General features: G+C 70.2%; 21 protein-coding genes and 1 pseudogene. 10 read left to right on the top strand and 12 right to left on the bottom strand.

Annotated features, from left to right (window positions below; genetic code table 11):
- Nucleotides 1-2: 2 nt before the first annotated feature.
- Nucleotides 3-401, bottom strand: a complete 399-nt coding sequence (locus Q9R27_RS13595) for a hypothetical protein (RefSeq protein ID WP_311252928.1) — start codon at nucleotides 399-401, stop codon at nucleotides 3-5.
- Nucleotides 402-434: 33 nt separating this feature from the next.
- Here Q9R27_RS13595 and Q9R27_RS13590 point away from each other — a divergent pair, with 33 nt between their 5' ends.
- A complete protein-coding gene (locus tag Q9R27_RS13590; protein WP_311252927.1) occupies nucleotides 435-1013 on the top strand; it encodes a GNAT family N-acetyltransferase in 579 nt (192 codons plus the stop codon).
- 4 nt (nucleotides 1014-1017) lie between these two features.
- Here the strand turns inward: Q9R27_RS13590 and Q9R27_RS13585 are convergent, their stop codons facing one another.
- Nucleotides 1018-1353: a YnfA family protein gene (locus Q9R27_RS13585; RefSeq protein ID WP_311252926.1), complete on the bottom strand. Its 336-nt coding sequence runs from the start codon at nucleotides 1351-1353 to the stop codon at nucleotides 1018-1020.
- Nucleotides 1350-2030 (bottom strand): GTP pyrophosphokinase family protein, encoded by a 681-nt coding sequence (locus tag Q9R27_RS13580; protein ID WP_311252925.1) that lies wholly within the window; start codon nucleotides 2028-2030, stop codon nucleotides 1350-1352. The genes Q9R27_RS13585 and Q9R27_RS13580 overlap by 4 nt, the downstream gene beginning before the upstream one ends.
- A 73-nt stretch (nucleotides 2031-2103) precedes the next feature.
- On the opposite strand from Q9R27_RS13580, the gene Q9R27_RS13575 reads away from it, so the two are divergent.
- Nucleotides 2104-2679: a sugar O-acetyltransferase gene (locus tag Q9R27_RS13575; protein ID WP_311252924.1), complete on the top strand. Its 576-nt coding sequence runs from the start codon at nucleotides 2104-2106 to the stop codon at nucleotides 2677-2679.
- Nucleotides 2680-2709: 30 nt separating this feature from the next.
- Here the strand turns inward: Q9R27_RS13575 and Q9R27_RS13570 are convergent, their stop codons facing one another.
- Nucleotides 2710-2865, bottom strand: coding sequence for a hypothetical protein (locus Q9R27_RS13570; RefSeq protein WP_311252923.1), 156 nt, complete (start codon nucleotides 2863-2865; stop codon nucleotides 2710-2712).
- A gap of 54 nt (nucleotides 2866-2919) precedes the next feature.
- Here Q9R27_RS13570 and Q9R27_RS13565 point away from each other — a divergent pair, with 54 nt between their 5' ends.
- Nucleotides 2920-3417 carry a hypothetical protein gene (locus tag Q9R27_RS13565; protein ID WP_311252922.1) on the top strand — a complete coding sequence of 166 codons (498 nt, stop codon included), beginning with the start codon at nucleotides 2920-2922 and terminating at the stop codon, nucleotides 3415-3417.
- Nucleotides 3418-3542: 125 nt separating this feature from the next.
- Nucleotides 3543-3953, top strand: coding sequence for a hypothetical protein (locus Q9R27_RS13560; RefSeq protein WP_311252921.1), 411 nt, complete (start codon nucleotides 3543-3545; stop codon nucleotides 3951-3953).
- Between the two features lie 20 nt (nucleotides 3954-3973).
- Here Q9R27_RS13560 and Q9R27_RS13555 read toward each other — a convergent pair whose 3' ends face one another.
- Nucleotides 3974-5590 (bottom strand): acyl-CoA dehydrogenase family protein, encoded by a 1617-nt coding sequence (locus Q9R27_RS13555; RefSeq protein ID WP_311252920.1) that lies wholly within the window; start codon nucleotides 5588-5590, stop codon nucleotides 3974-3976.
- Between the two features lie 63 nt (nucleotides 5591-5653).
- Between Q9R27_RS13555 and Q9R27_RS13550 the strand changes: the two genes are divergently transcribed.
- The 3 genes from Q9R27_RS13550 to Q9R27_RS13540 all read left to right on the top strand — a co-directional run bounded on the left by Q9R27_RS13550 (nucleotide 5654) and on the right by Q9R27_RS13540 (nucleotide 7143).
- Nucleotides 5654-6376 carry a PaaX family transcriptional regulator C-terminal domain-containing protein gene (locus Q9R27_RS13550; protein ID WP_311252919.1) on the top strand — a complete coding sequence of 241 codons (723 nt, stop codon included), beginning with the start codon at nucleotides 5654-5656 and terminating at the stop codon, nucleotides 6374-6376.
- Between the two features lie 64 nt (nucleotides 6377-6440).
- Nucleotides 6441-6659 (top strand): addiction module protein, encoded by a 219-nt coding sequence (locus Q9R27_RS13545; RefSeq protein ID WP_311252918.1) that lies wholly within the window; start codon nucleotides 6441-6443, stop codon nucleotides 6657-6659.
- A 61-nt stretch (nucleotides 6660-6720) separates the two neighbouring features.
- Nucleotides 6721-7143, top strand: a complete 423-nt coding sequence (locus Q9R27_RS13540; RefSeq protein WP_311252917.1) for a hypothetical protein — start codon at nucleotides 6721-6723, stop codon at nucleotides 7141-7143.
- Between the two features lie 48 nt (nucleotides 7144-7191).
- Here the strand turns inward: Q9R27_RS13540 and Q9R27_RS13535 are convergent, their stop codons facing one another.
- Nucleotides 7192-8244: an NAD(P)-dependent alcohol dehydrogenase gene (locus Q9R27_RS13535; protein ID WP_311252916.1), complete on the bottom strand. Its 1053-nt coding sequence runs from the start codon at nucleotides 8242-8244 to the stop codon at nucleotides 7192-7194.
- A gap of 29 nt (nucleotides 8245-8273) precedes the next feature.
- Nucleotides 8274-8885, bottom strand: a complete 612-nt coding sequence (locus Q9R27_RS13530) for a LysE/ArgO family amino acid transporter (protein ID WP_311252915.1) — start codon at nucleotides 8883-8885, stop codon at nucleotides 8274-8276.
- A gap of 70 nt (nucleotides 8886-8955) precedes the next feature.
- Here Q9R27_RS13530 and Q9R27_RS13525 point away from each other — a divergent pair, with 70 nt between their 5' ends.
- The gene (locus Q9R27_RS13525; protein ID WP_311252914.1) at nucleotides 8956-9849 is read left to right on the top strand and encodes a LysR family transcriptional regulator ArgP; all 894 of its coding nucleotides are present in this window, start codon (nucleotides 8956-8958) and stop codon (nucleotides 9847-9849) included.
- On the opposite strand, the gene Q9R27_RS13520 is transcribed toward Q9R27_RS13525, so the two are convergent.
- Genes Q9R27_RS13520 through Q9R27_RS13510 form a run of 3 tightly spaced genes read right to left on the bottom strand, consistent with a single transcriptional unit; the run spans nucleotide 9842 to nucleotide 12386 of the window.
- Nucleotides 9842-11173, bottom strand: coding sequence for an MFS transporter (locus Q9R27_RS13520; RefSeq protein ID WP_311252913.1), 1332 nt, complete (start codon nucleotides 11171-11173; stop codon nucleotides 9842-9844). The genes Q9R27_RS13525 and Q9R27_RS13520 overlap by 8 nt on opposite strands.
- Nucleotides 11174-11220: 47 nt before the next feature.
- On the bottom strand, nucleotides 11221-11976 hold the full coding sequence (locus Q9R27_RS13515; protein ID WP_311252912.1) for a GH25 family lysozyme: 756 nt from the start codon (nucleotides 11974-11976) through the stop codon (nucleotides 11221-11223).
- Nucleotides 11973-12386 carry an MmcQ/YjbR family DNA-binding protein gene (locus tag Q9R27_RS13510; protein WP_311252911.1) on the bottom strand — a complete coding sequence of 138 codons (414 nt, stop codon included), beginning with the start codon at nucleotides 12384-12386 and terminating at the stop codon, nucleotides 11973-11975. Before Q9R27_RS13510 ends, Q9R27_RS13515 begins: the two co-directional genes overlap by 4 nt.
- 47 nt (nucleotides 12387-12433) lie before the next feature.
- On the opposite strand from Q9R27_RS13510, the gene Q9R27_RS13505 reads away from it, so the two are divergent.
- Nucleotides 12434-12946, top strand: a complete 513-nt coding sequence (locus Q9R27_RS13505) for a GNAT family N-acetyltransferase (protein WP_311252910.1) — start codon at nucleotides 12434-12436, stop codon at nucleotides 12944-12946.
- Here Q9R27_RS13505 and Q9R27_RS13500 read toward each other — a convergent pair.
- The gene (locus Q9R27_RS13500) at nucleotides 12930-13301 is read right to left on the bottom strand and encodes a DUF488 family protein (protein ID WP_311252909.1); all 372 of its coding nucleotides are present in this window, start codon (nucleotides 13299-13301) and stop codon (nucleotides 12930-12932) included. The genes Q9R27_RS13505 and Q9R27_RS13500 overlap by 17 nt on opposite strands.
- Nucleotides 13302-13348: 47 nt before the next feature.
- Complete coding sequence (locus Q9R27_RS13495; protein WP_311253044.1) at nucleotides 13349-13543, bottom strand: AMP-binding enzyme; 195 nt, start codon at nucleotides 13541-13543, stop codon at nucleotides 13349-13351.
- Between the two features lie 13 nt (nucleotides 13544-13556).
- Between Q9R27_RS13495 and Q9R27_RS13490 the strand changes: the two are divergent.
- Nucleotides 13557-13712: pseudogene (locus Q9R27_RS13490) on the top strand (helix-turn-helix domain-containing protein); the annotation flags it as partial.
- Nucleotides 13713-13867 lie beyond the last annotated feature (155 nt).

The following is a 13867-nucleotide window of genomic DNA, read 5'->3' as shown; positions in this document are numbered from 1 at the left end:
TGTCAGGCGCGGACGACCATCCGCAGTCCCGCGATGATGGTCGCGATGCCCACGGCCAGCAGGACGACTCCCAACCCGACTGCTGCTCCGGGGGTCTCCGGCGAGCGGGCACCGGTGCCGGTCATGGCCCCGGGTGCCACCAGGCAGGCCAGGCCCACCGCAACGAAGGCGAGCCCGACCGCGGTCAGCCCGATGCCACCGGCGCGACGGCTGGGGCTGGCCAGCGCCCAACCGAGCACAGCCATGACCAGGCCCAGCCCGAACAGCACCACCCACTCCACGACCGGGGTCGCGTAACCATTGCGCACCTTGGCGAGTGGCGCGATCCAGACCAGCACGGCCGTCCCGAGGAAGATGCCGCCCATGATCCGGTCGATGAGGGTCACGGGCTGCCGGGTCACCCGCCCAGCCTACGGCGGCCTAATGTCGTGACCATGACCGAGACGCCGACCCGCCTCGCCGACCTGGACATGTGGCCGCTGCGCACCGAGCGCCTGGTGCTGCGCCCCGCCACACACGCGGATCTCCCGGCGCTGTGGCACGTACGGCGTACTCCCGAGGCGGGCGAATGGGGCGGCAGCAGGCCAGCGACGTACGACGAATTCGCGGAGAGCTTCACCGACGACGGGCTGGCCGACCAGTTGCTGATCGAGCGCGACGGCGAGGTGATCGGCGACCTGCTCCTGCAGGTCGGTCCGGGCTGGGCACAGCGCGAGGTCAGCGACGCCGCTGTTGGCACCCTGGGCACGCTGGGGTGGGTGCTGCATCCCGATCACTGGGGCCACGGCCACGCCACCGAGGCGGTGCGGGCACTGATCGACGTCGCCTTTGGCCCGTTGGGGCTGCACCGGGTGATCGCCGAGTGCTTCGCCGACAACGAGCCCTCCTGGCGGTTGATGGAGCGGATCGGGATGCGCCGCGAGGCGCACAACGTCAAGGACTCCCTGCACCGCGACCGCGGCTGGATCAACGGGTATGTCTACGCGCTGCTGGCCGAGGAGTGGCCCACCTGAGTGATCAGTCCACCCGCGGCGCATACATGATCACGGCCACCCCGACCAGGCAGATCAACGCCCCGGCGACGTCGTACCGATCGGGCTTGAACCCGTCCACCACCATCCCCCAGGCCAGCGAACCGGCCACGAAGACCCCGCCGTACGCCGCCAGGATGCGCCCGAAGTTCGCGTCCGGCTGCAGCGTCGCGACGAAGCCGTAGGCGCCCAGCGCCAGCACGCCGGCGCCGATCCACAGCCAGCCCCGGTGCTCGCGCACTCCCTGCCAGATCAGCCAGGCGCCGCCGATCTCGGCAAGCGCGGCCAGGCCGAAGAGGATCAGCGAGCGGGTCAGGGTCACAACGGCATGGTGCCAGAGTGGCGCGCCGCGCCGTGGAGCCGTTCCATCTGCTCATCCAGGCTGGCCGCGGTGTCGGCCGCTTCCTTGAGTTCGCGGAGCAGTTCGGCCGGGACGTCGGTGCGGTACTTGTAATAGATCTTGTGCTCGAGGCTGGCCCAGAAGTCCATCGCGACGGTGCGCAGTTGCAACTCGACGATCACCGGCACCACGCGGTCGGAGAGGTGGACCGGAGTCTCCACCAGGGCGTGCAGGCTGCGGTAGCCGTTCTCCTTCGGCGCCGCGATGTAGTCCTCGACCTGGATCACCTCGATGTCCGGCTGCCCGGAGAGCAGGTCGAAGACCCGGTAGACGTCGGAGGTGAAGCTGCAGGTCACCCGGACGCCGGCGATGTCGGTGATCTCGGCCCGGATCGCCTCGATGTCACTCGCCACGCCCCGGCGCTGCATCTTGTCGAAGATGCTCTCCGGCGACTTGACCCGGCTGAGCACGTGCTCGATCGGGTTGTAGTCGTGCAGGTGGGCGAACTCCTCCTGCAGGATCGAGATCTTGGTGGTGATCTCGTCGATGCCGAACTTGTATTCCATCAGGAACCGGGTCAGCTGGCCGCTCAGCGCATGGAATTCCTCGATGCGCGCGATCTCGCCGAGCGCACTGCTGGGCGGGCTGCTGGTGGTCACTTCTCGATCATAGGCACGGACACCGAACCCTGCCCCGGCTTTGCCGAAGACGCGACTGCGTAGGCTCCCCTGCATGGCTGAGATGAACCGATCGATGCGCCAGCGGATGGTGGCCGGTGACGACTACCTCGCCGACGACCCCGAACTCGTCGAGATGCTGGCGACCAGCTTCGCCTTCATGGACCGCTACAACGCCACTGCGACCTCTGACGTCGAGGGCCAGCGCGAGATCCTCTCCGCGTGGTTGGGCAGTGTCGGTGAGGAGGTGACGATCCGACCGCCGTTCCGGGTCGACTACGGCGTCAACCTCTATGTGGGCGACCGGGTCTTCGCGAACTTCGGGCTCACCGCGCTCGACGTCTGCGAGATCACCATCGGCGACGATGCCCAGATCGGCCCGAACGTCTCGATCCTCACGCCGCTGCACCCGATCGACGCCGAGCGCCGCCGGGAGAAGTGGGAGTACGGCGCCCCGGTCGCCATCGGGTCGAACGTGTGGATCGGTGGCGGCGCGAAGATCCTGCCCGGGGTCAGCATCGGCGACAACACCGTGATCGGTGCCGGCTCGGTGGTCGCCCGCGACATCGGCGACAACGTGGTCGCGGTCGGCAACCCGGCCCGGGTGGTCCGCCACCTGGACGAGGAGTGACCCGGCACCTGCACTGCAGGACGGCACCACTCAGGCTGCCTGGCTGATCGGTCCGAGCCAGGGCTCGAGCCCGTCCCAGGGTTCCACCCAGTCGGTGCCCCGGACGGCCACTTCCTCGTCGGTGAGCAGGCAGCGCCGGAACGCCGCCTCGATCGCTGCCCGGTCGGCAAGCGCATCGTCGATCAAATGGGAACGATTCTCATTCTAGACGCGTGGGGTTCCGTCGGGCAGGATGGGGGCATGCGCGCGTCAACCTGGACCTTCGAGCAGAGCACCGAGGTGCCCGCTCCACCGGACGCGGTGTGGACCCGCGTCGTCACCCCGGAGGGGATCAACCACGAGATGCGCCCATGGATGTCGATGTCGCTGCCACGTGGTGCCGAGGGGCTCACCATCGACACCATCGAGCTCGGCGTCCCGGTGGGACGCGCCTGGATCCGGCTCTTCGGCCTGATCCCCTTCGACTATGACCACCTGTCCGTGGTCGACCTCGAACCGGGACGGCGATTCCGCGAGGAGTCGACCATGCTCAGCATGCGTCGCTGGGTCCACGACCGCACCGTCGAGGCCTCCACCGACGGCGATGCCACTGTGGTCACCGACCGGATCGAGTTCTCACCGCGCTGGTGGACCCGGCTCGCGGCACCGCTGCTGGCGCGGGTGCTCCGGGCGTTCTTCGGGCACCGGCATCGCCGACTGGTCGCGTTCTTCGCCCCCGCCGACACCAACAAGCGCTGACGCGACGCCTTCCCACCGCTGCAACAGCGGGGGTTTTCCACAGGCGGGCGGGAGGCACTTTCGCTACCCCGGCGAGCGCCGTAGTTTCGCTGGCACGGAAAAGTCCCGTCGGGCAGAATGGAGACGTGTACGTGTCGGCCGAAGTGATCGCGATCATCATCGCCACAGCCACCCTGCTGGTGACGCTGGGCGGCGGCGCGCTCGCGGGCTTCGCCTGGATCGTCAACCGGATGGACCGGATCGCTGAGAACGCCAGCGCCGAGACCCGGGCCCTGGCCGCGAAGACCGAGCAAGCCCTCGCCGAAACCCGTGCCCTCGCCCAACGCACCGACGAAGGCTTCGCCCAGGTTCGCGCCGACACCCAGGCCCTCGCAGCGCGGACCGACCAAGGGTTCGCCCAGATGCGCTCCGAACTTCAGGGCGTGCGCAGCAGGCTCGACCTGGTCTACGTGGAACTCAAGGCGGACGTTGTCGAGATGAAGGTTGCGGTGGCCCGCATGGAGGGCCCCAAGCGGACCCTCATCGTCCCGCGCTGACCTGCGGCCCGCCGCCCGGCTCAGATCCGCTCGATGATCGGCGCCAGGTCCAGACCAGTTGGCAGCGTCCCGAACGCCCCGCCCCAGTCGCGGCCCAGCCGGGTGGCGCAGAAGGCATCCGCGACGGCCGTCGGTGAATGGCGCAGCAGCAGCGATCCCTGGAAGACCAGGGCGATCTGCTCCACGATCCGCCGTGCCCGGACCTCGAGGTCGTCGAAGTCGGTGAGTTCCTTCTTGAGCCGGGTCAGGGCGTCGTCGAAGCGGGAGTCCGCCCCAGCGGCCTGCTCGACCTCACCGAAGAACGCATCCAGGGTGTGCGGCTCGCGCCCCATCGCCCGCAACGCGTCGAGGGCAGCCACGTTGCCCGACCCCTCCCAGATGGAGAGCAGCGGCATCTCGCGATAGATCCGCGGCATGTCGGAATCCTCGATGAAGCCGTTGCCACCCAGGCACTCCAGCGCCTCACCGGCGACCAGCGGAGCACGCTTGCAGACGTAGTACTTGGTCACCGCCAGTGCGATCCGGCGCAGCGCGGCCTCGCCCTCGTCGCCGCGGATGGCGCGGTCGTTGGCGCCGGCCAGGCGCAACATGGCGGACGTGGCGGCCTCGGTCTCGACCTGCAGGTCGGCGAGCACGTTGCGCATCAGCGGCTGATCGATCAGGTCCTTGCCGAAGGCGCTGCGGTGCCGCGCATGGTGGGCAGCCCGGACCAGGGCGTTGCGCATGCCGGAGGTCGACCCGATCACGCAGTCCAGGCGGGTCATGTTGACCATCTCCACGATGGTCCGCACCCCGCGCCCCTCCTCGCCGACCAGCCAGCCCAACGCGCCGTCGTACTCGATCTCGGAGGAGGCGTTCGACTTGTTGCCGAGCTTCTCCTTGAGTCGCATCAGGCTCATCGCGTTCCGCTCGCCCCCGGGCAGGACCCGCGGCACCAGGAAGCAGGAGAGCCCGCCCTCGGCCTGGGCCAGGGTCAGGAACATGTCCGACATCGGCGCAGAGGTGAACCACTTGTGCCCGACCAGGCGATAGCTGCCGTCGGACTGCGACGTCGCCGTGGTCGTGTTGGCCCGTACGTCGGATCCGCCCTGCTTCTCGGTCATCGACATGCCGGCGATCAGCCCGGCCTTGGTCTCCGGGTCACGCAGGCCGAAGTCATAGGTGCGGTTGGTGAGCAGCGGCTCGAACTTCGCGGCCAGATCAGGGTTGGCACGCAGCGCCGGGACCACGGCGTACGTCATGGAGATGGGGCAGCCATGGCCGGCGTCGACGTTCCAGACCGCGAACCCGGCGGCGCGGGCGACGTGGGCACCGGGGCGCTCGTCGGCCCACGGTGCGGCGTGGAGGCCGTGCTCGACGGCGATGCGCATCAACTGGTGGTAGGTCGGGGAGTACTCCACCTCGTCGACACGATGCCCGTAGCGGTCATGGGTGTGCAGGACCGGCTGGTGCCGCTCGGCGAGGCGACCCCACTGCTGCGCCTCTGCTGAGCCGGCGAGGCGCCCGAGTTCATGGATCTCCTCCAGCGCCCAGCCGGCGCCCTCGCGCTCAATGCCCTCCAGCAGCGCCGGGTCGGCGGCCGTGTCGTGCCCTTCGAGGGGCGGGACCTGATTGAAGACTTCATGCGTCGCGGTCATGCATCGATGTTACGCATTGATCGACAATTGTGTCCAGAGTTGTAGCGTGCCAGAGTGTGCGCCATGCCCACTCCGCTTCCCGCCCGATCCGTGGCCCTGAGCCTGCTGCTCGGGTCGCACCCGGCACGGATGAGCCCGGCAACCCTGGTCCGCGCCGGCGAGCACTTCGACATCCCGGCCGCCACGATGCGCGTCGCGCTGACCCGGGCAGTGGCCGCCGGTGACCTGCGCCGCGACGGCGCCGACTATGCGCTCGCCGAGCGCCACGCACTGCGCCAGCAGCGCCAGGACGAGGCGGTGGCTGCGTCGGGCAACGGCTGGGACGGGAGTTGGGAGATGGCGATCGTCGTGGTCGCTGGTCGCTCCGGGAAGGAGCGGGCTGCCCTGCGGGAGCGGCTCACCGCGGCCCGGCTGGCCGAACTGCGCGAAGGCGTCTGGACCCGCCCGGCCAACCTGCGCCGGCCCACGTCGTACGCCGGGGACCCGGTGCTCTCGGCCTGGAATGCGCGCCCTGCCGAGGCGTTGGCGGCACAAGCGGAGCTCGCCGCACGCCTGTGGCAACTTGATGACTGGGCGCACGAAGGGCGCCGGCTGATGGCGGAACTGCAGTCGACCAGCGAGCCCGCGCCCCGGCTGGCGGTGGCCGCACACCTGGTCCGCCACCTGACCACCGACCCGCTGCTGCCAGCCGAACTCCTGCCTCCCGACTGGCCCGGGGCGGCGCTACGCGATGCCTACGCCGCCTACCAGTCCGAACTCCGGGACCTGACTGCCGCAGTCGCCTGAGTGGTTCTCCCCAGGGTTGCCTCGGGCACTCCCGGCGGTGACCCGAAAGTCGTACGCTTGACGCATGGTGAATCCCGCACTCCAGTCCGCCATCGAAGCGATGAGCGTCGCTGAGCGCTTGGAGTTGGTCGATTTCATCGAGAGCACCGTCGAGAACGTCGCCATCACGATTGACGAGGACCACAAGTCGATGATCAGGTCGCGAGCGGCCGAACTCGAGGCCGATCCGACTATCGGCCTGACGTGGGCCGAACTCCAATCTCGGCTTGCGCGCCGAGCGTGACGAGTCGGACTGTCCTCTTCCACCCAGCCTGAGGCTCCGGCCACCTGACAGACTGGCCATCATGAAGTTCACCGAGCGCGAGATGACGATCGCCGTCGATGTCGTCGGCAAGACGCTGTTCGCCGCGAAGAAGGCGCCCTGGCGTCGGGCGAATGTGGACGCCGACTGGGAGAAGCTCAAGCCGATCGAGAAGTACCACCACCGCGCTGCCGCCGGCGAGATGATCCTCGGCCCCCTGGTCGCCCTGCCGGAGCGACCCACCATCGGAGCGACGCCGCAGTTCACCGACGAGGAACTCATCGAGGCGGCCACCGAGAGCACCCGCAAGCTGATGGAGCATCGCGACCCCGACGCGTGGGAGAAGCTCGGCGAGAAGAAGCGCAAGCTGCTGGTGAAGAGCACGATGGCCTTCGTGCGGATCGGCATCGACGCGATGCCGATCCGCCAGGACCCGGATGCGCTCGTGGTGCCCGACCACCTGTGACTCAGCGTCCCTGACCACTTGTGATCGGCGGCCCGGGCACCGGGGCCGTTACAGCGGCGCCTCCAGCGTCGCAGTGTCGATCACGAAGCGATAGCGCACGTCACCGGCGACGACCCGCTCGTACGCCGCGTCCACCTCGCTGGCGCTGATCGTCTCGATGCTCGCGCCGACGCCGTTGGCGGCACAGAAGTCCAGCATCTCCTGGGTGGCCGCGATGCCGCCGATGTTGGAGCCGGCCACCACCTTGGAGCCGGAGACCACGAAGCCGGGCCGGATCGAGAAGTTCGACGGCGGGAGGCCGACGTTGGCCAGCACGCCGAGCGGCTTGAGCGCGCCGAGGTAGAGGTTCATGTCCAGGTCCGCGCTGACCGTGTTGAGGATGAAGTCGAACGTGCCACGCAGGGCCTTGACCGCCTTCGGGTCGGCGGTGGCGACGTGTGCGCTGGCGCCGAGGGCGAGCGAGTCCTGCGCCTTCGCGTCCGAGCGGGAGAGCACCGTGACATCGGCACCCAGGGCGGCCGCGAACTTGACCCCCATGTGGCCGAGTCCGCCCAGCCCGATCACGGCCACCTTCGATCCCGGACCGACGCCCCAGCGCCGGATCGGCGACCAGGTGGTGATCCCGGCGCAGAGCAGCGGCGCGGCCACGTCGAGGTCGATGCCCTCGGGGATCGAGCAGACGAACCGCTCGGTGACCGCGATCTGGCGCGCATAGCCACCCCGGGTCGGCTCGCCGTCATAGCCGCGGCCGTTGTAGGTCATCACCGCACCGCCGGCGCAGAACTGCTCCTGCCCGTCCTTGCAGAACTCGCACTCGCCGCACGAGTCGACCATGCAGCCGACCCCGACCCGGTCGCCGACCTTGTGACGGGTGACGCCGGGGCCGACCGCGGCAACCACGCCGGCGATCTCGTGGCCCGGCACCATCGGGAAGATCGCCTTGCCCCACTCCTCGCGGACCTGGTGGATGTCGGAGTGGCAGATGCCGGCGTACTTGATGTCGATCAGCACGTCGTCGTCGCGCAGGTCGCGCAGCGGGACCTGGGTGACCTCGAACGGGGCGCCGGCGGATGCGGCCTGCAGGGCGGTGGTGGTGGTCATGGTCCCGAGGTTAGCCCCCGCACGGTCGGTCAGCCACGCACCAGCAACAGCACGCCCAGCCCCAGCATCACCACGGCGACGAAGCCGTCCAGGATCCGCCACGAGGACGGGCGCGCCATGAACCGCCGCAGCAAGCGGGCGCCGTACCCCAGCGCGGCGAACCAGACCAGGCTGGCCAGGACGGCGCCGAGCGCGAACGGCCAGCGGCCGTCGGTGCCCTGCGCGTTGCCCAGCGAACCGAGCAGCACCACGGTGTCCAGGTAGACGTGCGGGTTGAGCCAGGTCAGCGCCAGGCACGTGGTGATCGCGGCGGAGAGCCGGGCGCCAGCGCCGTTGCCGGCCGCTTCCAGTCCGCCCGTGGGCCGCACGGTACGCCGCAGCGCGAGGAGGCCGTAGCCGATCAGGAAGGCCGCGCCGAACCAGGTCAGCACGCGCAGCATGCCCGGGTGCTGCTGGACCAGGGCGCCGAGACCGGCGATCCCGGCCACGATCAGCACCGCGTCGGAGAGCGCACAAACCGCGACGACCGCACCGACGTGCTCGCGGCGCAGGCCCTGGCGCAGCACGAAGGCGTTCTGCGCACCGATCGCGATGATCAGCGAGAGCCCGGAGGCGAAGCCGAGCGCGGCGGGAGTGATCACAGGGAGGAACCTAGGCGCCGGGCTCGATGAAGACCAGCGCGGATTCCTGAAGGTTCCTTAGAGTTGCTTCATGAATGAGCTCGAGGTCGACACGCTCCACCTGAAGACCCTGGCCGCGATCGTGGACGGCGGATCCCTGGAGCGGGCTGCCTCCGCGCTGGGGATCACGCCCTCTGCGGTGAGCCAGCGGCTCCGGACGATGGAGCAGCGCCTGGGCCGGGTGCTGGTGCAACGCTCCCGGCCCGCGCAAGCGACCGAGGCCGGCCAGGCCCTGCTCCGCCTCGCCCGGCAGGTGCGCCACCTCGAACACGAGGCAGCAACGGCGCTGGGCGTCGGCGCGACCGGCCCGGTCGAGGTCCCGCTGGTGGTCAACGCCGATTCGCTGGCCACCTGGGCCCTGCCCGCACTCGCTCCCCTGGCCGCCAGCGGTTGCATCGTCCTGGACATCCGGCGCGAGGACGAGGCGCATTCGACCGACCTGCTGCGCGCCGGCGCCGTGATGGCGGCGGTCACCTCCACCCCCGAACCGGTGCAGGGGTGCACCGTGGACCGCCTCGGCGCGATGCGCTACCGGGCACTGGCGACGCCCGAGTTCGCGGCGCGGTGGTTCCCCGGGGGCGCCACCGCAGCGACCATCGCCATCGCCCCGACGATGGACTTCGACCGCCTCGACGACCTGCAGGACAGGTTCATCCGCCGCATCACCCGGCGTACGGTCGCCCCGCCGCGCCACCACGTGCCCGGCTCGGACCAGTTCGCCGACGCCGTACGCCGTGGCATGGGGTGGGCGATGCTGCCCGACCTGCAGACCGAAGCGGACCGCGCCGCGGGCAACCTGGTCGAGATCGGCACCCGGCCGGTGATCGACGTGCCGCTCTTCTGGCAGCGGTGGCGCCTGGACTCACCCGCCCTGGCCGAGGTGACCGCGGCGCTCCGGGCCGGGGCGGCAACCGCCCTCAGGTGAGCGGGTCCTCCCCCTGGAGCGGCACGCTGGTGGGGACCGGGGCCGGTTCGGCACCCGGGCCGACCCCGTTCACCTCGGGGGTGATCTGCCGCTCCAACCGGAGCGCGAACACCGCGAGCGCCACGCAACCGGCGAGCAGCACGGCGATGAAACTGGCGTGCAGGTGGTGGCGGAGCATGAAACCGGCGACCAGGGGTGCCAGCACCGCGCCCAACTGGAAGGACCCGGAGGAGAGGGCGTTGTAGCGCCCGCGCAGGTGGGCCGGGGCAAGGTCATTGGTGATCGCGGGCAGGGTCGGCTGCAGCAGGGTCTCGCCGCTGGCGAAGAGGGCATGGAAGACCAGCACCATGGTGGCCGCGGTGAGGGTGCCGGCGAAGGCGCCGGTGGCGCCGAGGGTCAGCCACGAGGCCGCCCAGATCGCGGCCATCACCATCACCACCCGGGTCCGGCGGTGGCCGTGGATCCGGCGCAGCACCCAGAACTGGAACCCGACGATGACGGCCGTGTTCACCGCGAAGGCCCATCCGATCACCCGGGTGGACACCTCGCTCACCTCGCGGGCGAACGCCGGGAACCCGGCCTCCATCTGGCCATAGCCGATGAAGGCGAAGACCAGCCCGATGCCGAAGAGGTGGAGCACCCCGGGGCGGCGCAGCAGCACCGGATAGCTGACCTTGACGCCGACCTCCTCAGCGGGCGTCTCGCTGCGGCCGTGCACGTGGCGCAGCGGGCCCATCATCAACACGATCGGGATCAGCATGCAGACCGCGTCGACCAGGAAGATGGTGGTGAACGTCTCCGGCCGTTGTACGTCGACATAGAAGCCGCCGACCACGCCACCGAGCCCGATCCCGAGGTTGACCAGGGCGAAGTTGATCCCGAAGTACTGCACCCGCACCGGCCCGTCGACGAGCGAGGAGATGAGCACGTTGAAGGCCGACCAGCCGCCGGCGTTGCAGATGCCGATGAAGAACATCGCCACCGCCACGGTGGGCACGTCGGTGGCAAACGCCAGGATGGCCACGCCGATGGCCTGGGCGCCGCTGCCGATGATCACCATGATCCGGGCGCCGAGGCGGTCGGTGAGGTTGCCGGCCAGCGGCGTCAGCACCAGCGCGATCGCGAACGCCAGCGCCATCATCGAACCGGCCACGTCCAGGGTCAGGTCGCGCACCTCGTGCAGGTAGATCACCGTGAACGGCAGCGTCAGCCCGCGGCCGAGCACCTGGAAGACCGTCGAGCAGAGGAGCCACCGGGCCGGCGTCGGCAGGGAGGCCCAGAACGACGAGAGGGTCATGGCATGCGCGTTGGGTCCCGAGGTCACCGGGACATTCTGCTCGCCCCCGCCAACGACGGCGAATGGTTATCGCCTCAGCGCATCACGTCCAGGTCGACCGGGCCGGTGATGCCGTCCACCCGGCCCCGGTCGCTGCGCTGCCACAGGTGCCACTCACCCGGCGGCGGTTCCTCGCCCACACGGCGTACCCACAGCGGCCGTTCCAGCGCCTCGACCATCGCATAGTGGTCCTCGAAGTCCGGGTGGAAGTAGACCACCACCTCTTCCCCGGTCGCGGCTTCCACCTCTTCGATGAAGGCCTCCACCTGGGCCAGCAGGGTCGCCTTCTCCGGCGGCGGGTCGCAGTTGCCGATCAGTTCCAGGTCGACCACCGGCGCCAGGTCCAGGTCGGCCTCGCCGAGGACCGCGACGAAGTGCTCTGCCTGCGGCAGCGGCGGCGCGCAGAGGGTGTAGTAGTGGTAGCCGCCGACATCGATCCCGGCGGCTCGGGCCTGGTGGGCGTTGGTCGCGAACCGGGGATCGGTGAAACCGCGCCCCTCGGTCGCCTTGAGGTAGGCGAACTCGATCCCGTCCGCGGCCACCCGCTCCCAGTCGATCACGCCTTGGTGGTGGGAGACGTCGATGCCGTGGCGTTCCTCCGCAGGTTCGGACCCAGACGGTTCGGACGCAGACGGTGACGGTCCCGACGACGCCGGGGGCGGCGCACTCGTGGCGCTCGGGCTGGGCGACGGCGACCCGGAGGACGGATCACCGGGCTGGCCCGCCTGGCCACAACCGGCCACCACCACGCACGCCACCACCAGCCCGGCGACACGGCGTACGACGGTCACCCGGGGCCGATCCCGCCGGCGTCCAGTGCGGCAATCATCCGCTTCGGCGCGGTCAGCCGGTACGACGCGTCGACCAGTTCGGCGACCTCGTCCCAGTCGGTGCCCGGGGCGGCCAGGTCGAGCGCCCGCCAACCGAACGCGCCCAGATAGGCAGGCACGAAGAACCGCTCGTCCTCGTCGAGGGCGGCCTGCTCGGCCTCCTCCACCTTGACCATCAGCGCACTGTCCACCTGGCGGTGCTCACCCGGCCCGAGCCGCTCCGATCCCCCGAAGACCACGAAGTTCTTCTTCACCCGGAAGTTCGGCCGCCCGTGCGAGACGTACTCCTCGGCGCCGGGATAGGCGAGCACCAGCGCGCGCAGGCGGACCAGGTGCGGGTTGTCGTCGTCGTACATCACCGGATGGGCCATGCCCGCGAGTCAACCACGTCACCGGGCCGCGCCGTACCCTTCACACCATGTTCCGACTCCGACCCGCGACCCCTGCCGACGCCGCGTCGATCGCGCTGGTGTGGGGCGCGGGCTGGGCGGACGGGCACCTGGGCAACGTGCCGCCCGCCCTGGTCGACGTCCGTACGCCGCACTGGTTCAGCCAGGCCGCGACCGAGCGGATCGCCAACGCCACCGTCGCCGAGATCGGCACCGGGACCGGCACCGACGGCGCGGCGGGCGTGGTTGCCGGCTTCGTGGTGGTCATCGACGACTGCGTCGACCAGGTGTACGTCGCCGCGCGGCACCGCGGGTCGGGCGTGGCGGCGGCGCTCCTCGACGCCGCCGAGCAGCAGGTGGCGGCCAACGGCCACGACCAGGCATGGCTGGCCGTGGTGCCCGGCAACGACCGGGCGATCGCCTTCTACCGCCGCCGCGGCTGGGTGGACCAGGGCCTCTTCGACCATGCCGCGCCCGGCCCCGACGGGCCGATCCCGACCCAGTGCCACCGCTACACGAAGGCGCTCACCGGCCACCGATGAGATCGGCCAGCACCGCGGCCTGGCTGTGGTCCACGTCCTTGGTCGCGGTGACCAGGGTGAGCCGCTTGCCGCGGACCACCCCTCGCAGCCGGTCCAGCGCCTCGGCGCCGTCGACCGTGTCGAGTTCGTCGCGATAGCGGCGGGTGAACTCCTCGAACTTCTCCGGGTCGTGGCCGTACCACGTGCGCAGCGCCGTGGACGGGGCGACGTCCTTGTTCCAGTCGTCGAGGCGCAGGTCGTCCTTCTTGACCCCGCGGGGCCAGATCCGGTCCACCAGGACCCGGGTGCCGTCGTTGCGCGCGGGGGCGTCGTACGCCCGCTTGATCCGCACGTCGATGTCGTCCTTGCCGGCCATGGCTCCCACCATGCCGCGCGCAACGGCGCCCGTCCACACCCCCCGGGTCAGCTCCGGGCCGGCTCGCGCACCTCGCGGCGCAGGATCTTGCCGGTCGGGCCCTTGGGCAGCTCGTCCATGATCCACACCTGGCGGGGGTACTTGTAGGCCGCGACCCGCTCCTTGACGAACGCGATCACTTCCTCGGCGGTGGCGCTGGCACCGGCGTGCAGGGCCACCGCTGCGGCGACGTCCTCACCCAGTTACGGGTGCTCGATGCCCACCACGGCCTATGCCGAGGCCAACCTCAACGCCAAGGTCGCCGCCGAACACCTGCACGTGCACGTGAACACGTGCCATTGCCGCCTCGACCACATCGCCCAGCGAACCGGACTCGACGTGCGCAACTTCGCTGACATGCAGGAAGTGCTGGTCGCGATCCGGCCCCAGACCCCAGCGGAGAGGCCGTATTCGGAGTCGTTGGCGGGGTCTGGTCACCAGCGTGACGCCGGTCATGTGGCCGGGGCTTGGGAGCGGTTCACGGTGTTCGTCCCGGCCGGCTGTGGACTGACCACAAAGACCCGTAG

The sequence above is a fragment of the Nocardioides sp. AE5 genome, from assembly GCF_031844485.1.
In the GTDB taxonomy this organism is placed as follows: Bacteria; Actinomycetota; Actinomycetes; order Propionibacteriales; family Nocardioidaceae; genus Nocardioides.
The sequence above is the reverse complement of the archived record's forward strand: the minus strand, read 5'-3'. Positions and strand labels throughout refer to the sequence as shown.

What these genes read in the sequence shown, in the direction of transcription:
- Q9R27_RS13590 (WP_311252927.1), top strand. Translation starts at nt 435, where the DNA reads ATGACCGAGACGCCGACCCGCCTCGCCGACCTGGACATGTGGCCGCTG.
- Q9R27_RS13575 (WP_311252924.1), top strand. Translation starts at nt 2,104, where the DNA reads ATGGCTGAGATGAACCGATCGATGCGCCAGCGGATGGTGGCCGGTGAC.
- Q9R27_RS13565 (WP_311252922.1), top strand. Translation starts at nt 2,920, where the DNA reads ATGCGCGCGTCAACCTGGACCTTCGAGCAGAGCACCGAGGTGCCCGCT.
- Q9R27_RS13555 (WP_311252920.1), bottom strand. Translation starts at nt 5,590, where the DNA reads ATGACCGCGACGCATGAAGTCTTCAATCAGGTCCCGCCCCTCGAAGGG.
- Q9R27_RS13550 (WP_311252919.1), top strand. Translation starts at nt 5,654, where the DNA reads ATGCCCACTCCGCTTCCCGCCCGATCCGTGGCCCTGAGCCTGCTGCTC.
- Q9R27_RS13545 (WP_311252918.1), top strand. Translation starts at nt 6,441, where the DNA reads ATGGTGAATCCCGCACTCCAGTCCGCCATCGAAGCGATGAGCGTCGCT.
- Q9R27_RS13540 (WP_311252917.1), top strand. Translation starts at nt 6,721, where the DNA reads ATGAAGTTCACCGAGCGCGAGATGACGATCGCCGTCGATGTCGTCGGC.
- Q9R27_RS13535 (WP_311252916.1), bottom strand. Translation starts at nt 8,244, where the DNA reads ATGACCACCACCACCGCCCTGCAGGCCGCATCCGCCGGCGCCCCGTTC.
- Q9R27_RS13525 (WP_311252914.1), top strand. Translation starts at nt 8,956, where the DNA reads ATGAATGAGCTCGAGGTCGACACGCTCCACCTGAAGACCCTGGCCGCG.
- Q9R27_RS13510 (WP_311252911.1), bottom strand. Translation starts at nt 12,386, where the DNA reads ATGGCCCATCCGGTGATGTACGACGACGACAACCCGCACCTGGTCCGC.
- Q9R27_RS13505 (WP_311252910.1), top strand. Translation starts at nt 12,434, where the DNA reads ATGTTCCGACTCCGACCCGCGACCCCTGCCGACGCCGCGTCGATCGCG.
- Q9R27_RS13500 (WP_311252909.1), bottom strand. Translation starts at nt 13,301, where the DNA reads ATGGCCGGCAAGGACGACATCGACGTGCGGATCAAGCGGGCGTACGAC.